Here is a 2,517-nt window from a genome sequence, read left to right as displayed (position 1 = left end):
GGAACGAGGGGCGGACCCACTGGGCCCGCCCCTCGTTCGCGCACCGGCTCCCGGGAGGGCGGCCGGCCGGACACACAAGGAGTTCGCATGCGCGACTTCGTCTACCACGGCAGTGACGGCTGCCGACTGCACGCCACCGCACTGGGCCAAGGACCGGCACTGATCCTGCTGCACGGCGGCGGGGCGGATCGCCACAGACTGCTGCCGCTGGCCCGTCTGCTCGCCGACGGCTTCACCGTTGTCCTGGCCGATGTGCGCGGCTACGGCCGCTCGGTGTGTGCCGGCCACGCACGCCACACCGGAACCCAGTACACCGAGGATGTCGACGCCCTGCTGGACCAGCTCGGGCTTCGCCGGGCCACGCTGGGCGGCACGGGCCCGGGCGGAGCGGTGACCTTGCGGGTAGCCGCCGAGCGCCCTGACCGCGTCCGTGCCGCACTCGTCATCGGCGTGGAGGGCATCGGGAACGACACGGCCCAACGGGCCGGGACGGCAACGCCTCAGCCATCCGCCGCCCGCATCCGCGAACAGGGCATCCACACGACATGCGGTCCTCTCCTGCCGGCGCCGGTCCCCGGGACCGGCCCCCTGGTGTGCGCGGCCCCGCCCCGCTCGCACCCCGTGGGCATCGCCACCGCCCGGGACCGGGACTCCCCACGGCTCGGCGACCTCGCCGCGATCACCGTGCCCACCCTGGTCGTCGCTGACACCGACTCCCCATGCCCCGGAGCCCTGTCCGCTCAGGCGGCCCGCGCGTTGCCCCACGGCCACCTGGCGCGCGTGCCCCTGACCGTCGGCCCGCTCAGCGCGGACGGCCTGGCCCCCGCCCTGGCACCGGCCATCTGGGACTTCCTCGTCACACACCTGACGCTGCACGCGGCAGCGCCGGGCCGCCCCTGGTATCAGCTCCCCTGTCACAGCCACGAGGTCCGGTCGTACCACCCGGAGTGAGGCACACCCTCGGCTGCGCGCCCGGCGCCAGGCGCCGCGCGACCGACAGGTCAGCGCACCCTTCCGCGCGCCTTCAGCGGCAGCGGCGGGAGTTCCGGCGCGGGCAGCGGGCCGCCGTCGTAGCCGTGGACCTCGCCGAACCGGGAGCCCTCCATCCAGTCCTGGCGGGCCTGCTCGATCTCGGCCTGGGTGCGGCCCACAAAATTCCACCACATGATCAGTTCCTCCTCGAACGGCTCGCCGCCGAGGAGCATCAGGCCGGCGTCGGAGTCGGCGTGGAGTGGGAGTTCGGTGCGACCGCTGCCGAGGTAGAGCCATGGAGCCGGGGAGTACGGGGACGCCGTCGACATGGGCCTCGCCGGACATGGAGAGGACGGCGTACTCGAAGTCGGGGTCGAGGGGAAGGTTCAGCCGGGTGCCGTGTGCGAGGGCCAGGTCGGCGCCGACGATGGGGGTGTACGTCGTACCGGGTGACGCCGCGCCGTCCAGGGTGCCGAGGATGACGGTGGCCGTCAGCCCCGGGGCGGTGACGGCCGGGAGGTCGGCATGGTGCTGGAAGTGGGGCTCGACATGGCGGTGGGTGTCGGGGAGAGCGACCCACAGCTGGGCGCCGTGGAGAAAGCGGGCATGGGTCCGCGGGCTCTCCTCGGAGTGGCTGATCGCGCGGCCGGAGGTCATCAGGCCGAGTTCGCGCGGGCGAATGGTCGCGAGGCTGCCGGTGCTGTCGCGGTGCAGCACCTCGCCCTCGTGGAGCCAGCTGACGGTCTGGAGACCCATATGGGGGTGGGGCGGTACCTGCATACCGGGCTCATCGGCGATGTCATCGGGACCGTAGTGGTCGACGAACGCCCAGGCGCCGACCATGCGGCGGCCGAGGTTGGGCAGCAGCCTGCGGACCTCGGTGGATTCACCCAGCTGAACGCGGCGCGGGCTGAGAAGCTCACGGACCGGTTCGGCGACGACGAAACCGCGACCGCCGCAGACGGAGGGCGCGGCCTGACGATCGAGATTGCTCATGGTGCTCAACCTATTCCTGTAAGGGTGGCTGCCGTCAGCCCCCACACCCCAAACGATAGTGGAATATTCAACTACTATCCTCCGTTGACGCCATCGCAAGCAACCGAACGAGACTCCGAGGAGGAGAGCCAGTGAGCGAGACGTACTACGAGTTCGGCACCGCCGCCGAGCGGTGGGACCGTGCGCAGCTGTTCTTCGACTCCAAGGAGTACCAGACGGCGGCCCGCATCCTGCGCGGCCTGGTCGACGAGGCGCCCGAGCAGATCGCCCCGCGGCTGCTGCTCGCCCGCGCCTACTACCACTCCGCCCAGCTCGGCCGCGCCGAGGGCGAGCTGCGCTCGGTGCTGGAGCTGAGCCCGGTGGAGCACTACGCCCGGATGATGCTCGGCCGCACCCTGGAGCGCCAGGGCCGGCCGGACGAGGCGGCCCCGCATCTGCGGATGGCCGCGGCGATGTCCGGCGACTGACCGGGGCACAACGAGGCACAACGACGAACAACAAGGCACAACGAACAACAACGACGAACCACGACGAGTACGGACCGGCCCC

The 2,517-nt window shown here is 71.8% G+C and carries 2 protein-coding genes and 1 pseudogene; 2 read left to right on the top strand and 1 reads right to left on the bottom strand.

Annotated elements, in window-relative coordinates:
- Positions 1-87 precede the first annotated feature (87 nt).
- Positions 88-951 (top strand): alpha/beta fold hydrolase, encoded by an 864-nt coding sequence (locus tag ACWF94_RS38515; protein ID WP_453499631.1) that lies wholly within the window; start codon positions 88-90, stop codon positions 949-951.
- A gap of 50 nt (positions 952-1,001) precedes the next feature.
- Here the strand turns inward: ACWF94_RS38515 and ACWF94_RS38510 are convergent.
- Positions 1,002-1,968: pseudogene (locus ACWF94_RS38510) on the bottom strand (pirin family protein).
- A 131-nt stretch (positions 1,969-2,099) separates the two neighbouring features.
- On the opposite strand from ACWF94_RS38510, the gene ACWF94_RS38505 reads away from it, so the two are divergent.
- A complete protein-coding gene (locus tag ACWF94_RS38505) occupies positions 2,100-2,435 on the top strand; it encodes a tetratricopeptide repeat protein (RefSeq protein WP_453499629.1) in 336 nt (111 codons plus the stop codon).
- Positions 2,436-2,517: the final 82 nt, after the last annotated feature.

It is taken from the genome of Streptomyces sp. NPDC055078, assembly GCF_053607985.1.
This window is presented reverse-complemented; position numbering and strand designations above follow the sequence as displayed.